Genomic DNA, 4,944 nt, shown 5'->3' on the forward strand with positions numbered 1-4,944 from the left:
TATGCCATAAGAGAAAACGGAGAGATGAGAGTCGCTTCGTTTTTATAGAATAAGCGCGAGTGGCTCAGTGGTGGAGTACAACCTTGCCAAGGTTGGGGTCGCGGGTTCGATCCCCGTCTCGCGCTCTTCTGAAAACCTAGTGTTTATGCGGGTTCCCGAGTTTCGGGAACTCGCTTTTTGTTTACATAATGCAACTTGCTTAAAGTTTTTGCTTAAAGTTTTCATTGTTCGTCTTACTATCATAGTGCATTTCTGACCCCCTTTTCTCTTGCCTCGAGCTTCCCTGAAGCGTATCCGTTAATTAAATCCATCTGCATATCAGTTTCGGCCTGCGCGTAAAACTGCATAAGCGTCTTAGGGCTGTTACCCATTACTGAGGAGATAAGAGCGGCATTCGGGCAACGCCGCATATTATTTGTGGCGAAGCTTGTGCGGAGTCCGTACAATGTGATTTCAGGCAACAGAAATGCCCCTTCTGGCAGTTCTCCGTGTTCTTTCTTATATTCCTTCATCTGGCGGTTATGTGCCCTTAAAAGCCGCTTAAAAGCCTCTCCGTACTGATGAGGTTTGATTGGATTGCCATTTTGGCTTACAAAAAGATAATCATTGTCCCCCCACGAGTGATCTACCATATGATTTTTCCGTTTCCATATCAAGCGCCGGTGAATAATATCGTATAAATATTTGGGTATCGGTGGCGTCCGGTGTGATCCGCCGGTTTTAAGATCGGTATCCACTTCCCAATTGTCATACCCTTTTTCAAAATCGATCATATACGTGGGCTTGCTGTTTAAACCGTTTTCTCGCAGGCCGCAGACTTCCCCGGGCCGTGCGCCCAGGAGAGCGGAGATCACGAACATGGGATAATAATGTGATGCCCTGACGTCTGGCAGATCGAGAAAATAAGTGACTATGTCATCGTTCCAGGTGACTTTCTTTTTTCTCGGCACTTTACACCGTTTAATACCTTTTACTGGATTACTGGTAATGCACTTAAGCGGATCAATGGCAAATCCGAATAAGTTTACCAGAACCGTGATGCATTTATTTACTGTCTCTGGGCTATGCTTTTCCTTCATGGCATTTACATACCGCTGTATATGTATACTTGTAATATCAGATATGGCTCTGTCTCCGAACACTTCCTGTATATAATCGCCGTAAAACTGTGCGTATACATTCCATGTGCTGTTAGCATATACTGGTGGTTTCGTGGACTCGTGCCATAATTTATATACCTCGTCCACCTTTTCGGATTTTTTTGCCTTCGGAGCAGGGGCCCGGCCGGCCTCGATCTCCAGTATGATTCTTGCCTCGTCCTTTTTGGCTTCTGGTTTGGAATCGCGCATGGGGCCGGTAATGGCCCGCTTCTCTTCAGCGTACCATACATTGGCGAAATACCTCGTTTTTGTTTTCCCGGTCTTTTTTGATATATAATTACTTTCCTGAATACTCATTGCATCATCCTTCTTTCTGGCCTTAAAGCCTTATTTTAAGCGCAAAAAATACACCATACCGGTTTACAGTAGGTGCACGAAATGATACAATATAAGTGCTCTATAATATTGTATCGGCCCCTATGCCGGTATGTCTGTTTATACCCTCTGTGCGACCAACACAGAGGGTTTAATAATTTGTAAGAAATCCACCAGAACAAATGTTCTGAAAAGGGTTGATTTTTAGTCCTAATAGTAATATAATTTTTATAGAACAAAACAGAACATATGTTCTGATCTGCTATCCCACATAATGTGTCATACTTCCTTTCCCGGTGTTGATGCATGGCATTTTCAGAATATTGTGCTTTTTGAACAAAAATACTGGCAAAAAATGGAAAATACCAGAATTTGCCAATAGCTATTGTACTATAAAATATACAAAATAAACAATTTTGTGTTATAATATATGTATAGTACATACAATTTACTGGTATTCTCGGAAAGGGAGGTACATATTTATGACAACTGATGATATAAAAATCCTAACTATTCAACGTATAGAGGCTAGTGATGATATAGAATATATACTTGCTGTCTATACTTTTGCTAATTCCTATCCAGATAATAGCAGGTCGGATAAAATTAAATGTCCTCAGAACGCTGCTTCAAATTGTTAAGAAAATCAAGCCCCCATTCTATTAAAACTTTACGGTTAGCAGGGTCCAGTTTGCTATATGTATCAACGAATGCTTCGAAAACTGGATCCTTCTGACCTAATAATACAGCGGCCTTAGCTATAAGGTCGTTTTTTGGTGGGGCTGTAAACATATCACCTTCTCCAGTGCGGAGCCATTCTTCGTTGACGTTAAATGTTTTACACATATTATTAATTACTGAACTCGATGGATTCCGTCTTCCGGTTTCATAATTTGTAAGAACATTAGCTGTTGTTCCTATTTTTTCTGCAAATGTCTGTTGAGTTAAATCTAAATCTTTTCTAATTTTTTTAATTCTATCTTTCATTTCCATCTTATTATCACCACCTTTTATGTTATAAGTATAAACCATAAATACGTCATTGTCAAGAAAATACGTCAATGACGAAAAAATATATTGACAAATCCGTCAAAGAAGAGTATGATAACGTCATAGACGATAGAAAGCGAGGTGAAAGACATGGCAGACTTAAAAAACATTCCAGTGGAAGACAAAGAATTACAGACTATAGCAGAAATCTATAAGAGTCTTCAGGATACTAATCGGAACTTATGGCTTATGAATGGAAACATATTGCTTGCTAGCCAGAATGCTCATAAGAAGAATCGCTGTAGCAGCAGAAAAACAGACAGATAAGTGCACGTTGACAATTTAATCGGAGGTGAGAGAGATGTGGAAAATATTTATTTGGCTTTTGAACTGTAAGAAACACGATTACGTGAAAGCGGTTAAGCATCAAGGCATGACTTACGTTGTTAAAATTGAAAAATATGAATCTACAGATATGCTTATTAGAAAAATGAAAGAAGCCCTGGAGGCTGAAGCATCCAAGGCTTCTTAAATTAGATTCTGTAATTGTCGAGACCAGATAGCTCAGGATATGCATCACGGAATTTGTCGGCAATAGAATTGTAGAGCTGAATATCCTGATCCAGATTTTCTTTTGAGATTGGACAATCTGGCATAGCTTTTAGTGCTTCAAGTTTGTGGGCCTCTTTACGAAAATGTCCGTAAATGAAAAGAGCATCTGTATTAGATAAATTGACTTCCATAGAAATCTCCTTTCTTTAGTATTTCAGCATGGCAGTGCTGATATTTACATTATAGATGGAGATGGAAAGTTTTACAAGATATAAGGAGGTGATAACCGTGGGAATCGAAGACCGTCTTAACCGACTGGAGGAAGAAAACGCAGCGTTGAAAGACCGCGTTGCGTATCTGGAAGCCGTAGGGCTGGATGAGTTTCTTCCACCGAAAGCCATAGCGGTTAAAATGCATTGCTCGAAGTCAACCGTACTCAACTATATTAAGAGTGGCAGGATACAGGCCACACGGAAGTTGGGGGACTGGCGGATACCGACGAGTCAGTTTTACAGAGAGGATTCAAAGACCGCGATACCAAGCGTGGAATCTGAATCGATAATCCGGTCACGGAAGAGGAAAGTACCGGAGAAAGAAGCAACCATGAAAGATATTGTTTTTGGTGGGAAGGGGTGAGACGAGTGAGAGAAGACCTGAATAATATTGGTATTGTAGTCCTTGATTACATGTACCGGTTTAGTGGGCTGGAAGTCGAGATCAACGACGGGCGGATAGTAGACCATACATACATGTGGGATAGAACGGAGGCAGAAAGATGAGCAAGCGCAAGAATGGTACATACAGAGCCGCAGCGGCCGCCGGCCTGAATCCGCATAACTGGGGAAACGGCAAGGCAAGAAAAAAGCCGCGTGAGGTACGAACTCACAGCGGCAATCAAGAAAAAACTTTACAAGCCAATGATACCATGCGGACCGCAGAAAATCAAGAGGGTGACAAGAAATGAGATATCAATGTGATGCATGTGGTTGTTATCTCGATCCGGGAGAAGGTCGAACATGTGACGAGTGCCAGCGGAAAGCAGAACAGCGACACAGGATCACGGAGCGGATACGACTGAACGGACAACAGTATGAAATGAATATGGAGGAACTGATATGTCAGAATTGAAATTTGAGGTCGTACAGACCGCAGGCGTTATTAATGCAAATTTTGAAGAATATGAGCAGCAGATCAAAGCTGAAGTATCGGAATATGAAGGTGCTTTATTTACAGAAGATTCTAAAGCGTTTGGAAAAAAAGTAATTGCAGAAATGAGAAAAAAGCGGGCGAGTGTTGTTGAAGCGACCCGTCAGGTAAAGACGGAATGGCTGAAACCGTATGATGAATTTAAGGTACAGGTTGATGGTCTATTACAGTACGTAGACAAGCATATTAACGACATTGACAGCCAGCTTAAGGAAATGGAAGCTGTCAGGGTGGCGAAAAGAAAGGCAGATATCCAGGCGTTATATGACAGCGTGATCGGGGAGATGCTGGAATACCTTCCTCTGGAAAAAATCTATGATTCAAAATGGGAAAATGCATCTGTCAAATTACCAGCGGTTAAAAAGGCTATGATAGAGGTGATCGGCAAGTCATACGAAGAGGTTACGACCATTAAAAATATGGATTCCGAGGCGGTCCCCAAAGCGCTGGAGATGTACAAGCGTGATCTGAGTCTTGCGAATGCCGTCAAGTATATCAACAACTACGAATCCCAGCGTCTCGAAATCCTCCGCAGAGAGGAAGAGAAAAAACGTGATCTTGAAATCGAGAGAATCCGTCGTGAGGAACGTGATAGGGTAGCTCAGGAACAGCAGATCAGAGAAGAGACGCGCCGGGAGACGGTAGATGAGTTGAAATCTGTTGATGAATCACTTGCCGGAGTCTGGCCGGTTGCACCGGAAGCAAAAAAAGTTATATATAC

7 protein-coding genes and 1 tRNA gene are annotated in these 4,944 nt (G+C 41.8%); 5 read left to right on the forward strand and 3 right to left on the reverse strand.

The window, feature by feature from the left end:
* The first annotated feature begins 53 nt into the window (after positions 1-53).
* Positions 54-125: transfer RNA gene (locus NE473_RS29580), tRNA-Gly, on the forward strand.
* A gap of 114 nt (positions 126-239) precedes the next feature.
* Here the strand turns inward: NE473_RS29580 and NE473_RS29585 are convergent.
* Together NE473_RS29585 and NE473_RS29590 are read right to left on the reverse strand one after the other, a co-directional pair.
* Complete coding sequence (locus NE473_RS29585; RefSeq protein ID WP_118042838.1) at positions 240-1,457, reverse strand: tyrosine-type recombinase/integrase; 1,218 nt, start codon at positions 1,455-1,457, stop codon at positions 240-242.
* A gap of 624 nt (positions 1,458-2,081) precedes the next feature.
* Positions 2,082-2,468 carry a helix-turn-helix domain-containing protein gene (locus NE473_RS29590; RefSeq protein ID WP_243110977.1) on the reverse strand — a complete coding sequence of 129 codons (387 nt, stop codon included), beginning with the start codon at positions 2,466-2,468 and terminating at the stop codon, positions 2,082-2,084.
* A 358-nt stretch (positions 2,469-2,826) separates the two neighbouring features.
* Between NE473_RS29590 and NE473_RS29595 the strand changes: the two genes are divergently transcribed.
* A complete protein-coding gene (locus tag NE473_RS29595; RefSeq protein WP_182464898.1) occupies positions 2,827-2,997 on the forward strand; it encodes a hypothetical protein in 171 nt (56 codons plus the stop codon).
* 1 nt (position 2,998) lies between these two features.
* Here NE473_RS29595 and NE473_RS29600 read toward each other — a convergent pair whose 3' ends face one another.
* Positions 2,999-3,208: a hypothetical protein gene (locus tag NE473_RS29600; protein WP_118042837.1), complete on the reverse strand. Its 210-nt coding sequence runs from the start codon at positions 3,206-3,208 to the stop codon at positions 2,999-3,001.
* A 97-nt stretch (positions 3,209-3,305) separates the two neighbouring features.
* On the opposite strand from NE473_RS29600, the gene NE473_RS29605 reads away from it, so the two are divergent.
* The 3 genes from NE473_RS29605 to NE473_RS29615 all read left to right on the forward strand — a co-directional run.
* Complete coding sequence (locus NE473_RS29605) at positions 3,306-3,653, forward strand: helix-turn-helix domain-containing protein (protein ID WP_118042836.1); 348 nt, start codon at positions 3,306-3,308, stop codon at positions 3,651-3,653.
* A 139-nt stretch (positions 3,654-3,792) separates the two neighbouring features.
* A complete protein-coding gene (locus tag NE473_RS29610) occupies positions 3,793-3,981 on the forward strand; it encodes a hypothetical protein (protein ID WP_118042835.1) in 189 nt (62 codons plus the stop codon).
* A gap of 151 nt (positions 3,982-4,132) precedes the next feature.
* A partial coding sequence (locus NE473_RS29615) for a DUF1351 domain-containing protein (RefSeq protein WP_256265514.1) occupies positions 4,133-4,944 on the forward strand: 812 nt, incomplete at its 3' end.

It is taken from the genome of Hungatella sp. SL.1.14, from assembly GCF_024460495.1.
Taxonomy (GTDB): domain Bacteria; phylum Bacillota; class Clostridia; order Lachnospirales; family Lachnospiraceae; genus Hungatella; species Hungatella hathewayi.

What these genes read in the sequence shown, in the direction of transcription:
- NE473_RS29585 (WP_118042838.1), bottom strand. Translation starts at nt 1,457, where the DNA reads ATGAGTATTCAGGAAAGTAATTATATATCAAAAAAGACCGGGAAAACA.
- NE473_RS29600 (WP_118042837.1), bottom strand. Translation starts at nt 3,208, where the DNA reads ATGGAAGTCAATTTATCTAATACAGATGCTCTTTTCATTTACGGACAT.
- NE473_RS29610 (WP_118042835.1), top strand. Translation starts at nt 3,793, where the DNA reads ATGAGCAAGCGCAAGAATGGTACATACAGAGCCGCAGCGGCCGCCGGC.
- NE473_RS29590 (WP_243110977.1), bottom strand. Translation starts at nt 2,468, where the DNA reads ATGGAAATGAAAGATAGAATTAAAAAAATTAGAAAAGATTTAGATTTA.
- NE473_RS29595 (WP_182464898.1), top strand. Translation starts at nt 2,827, where the DNA reads ATGTGGAAAATATTTATTTGGCTTTTGAACTGTAAGAAACACGATTAC.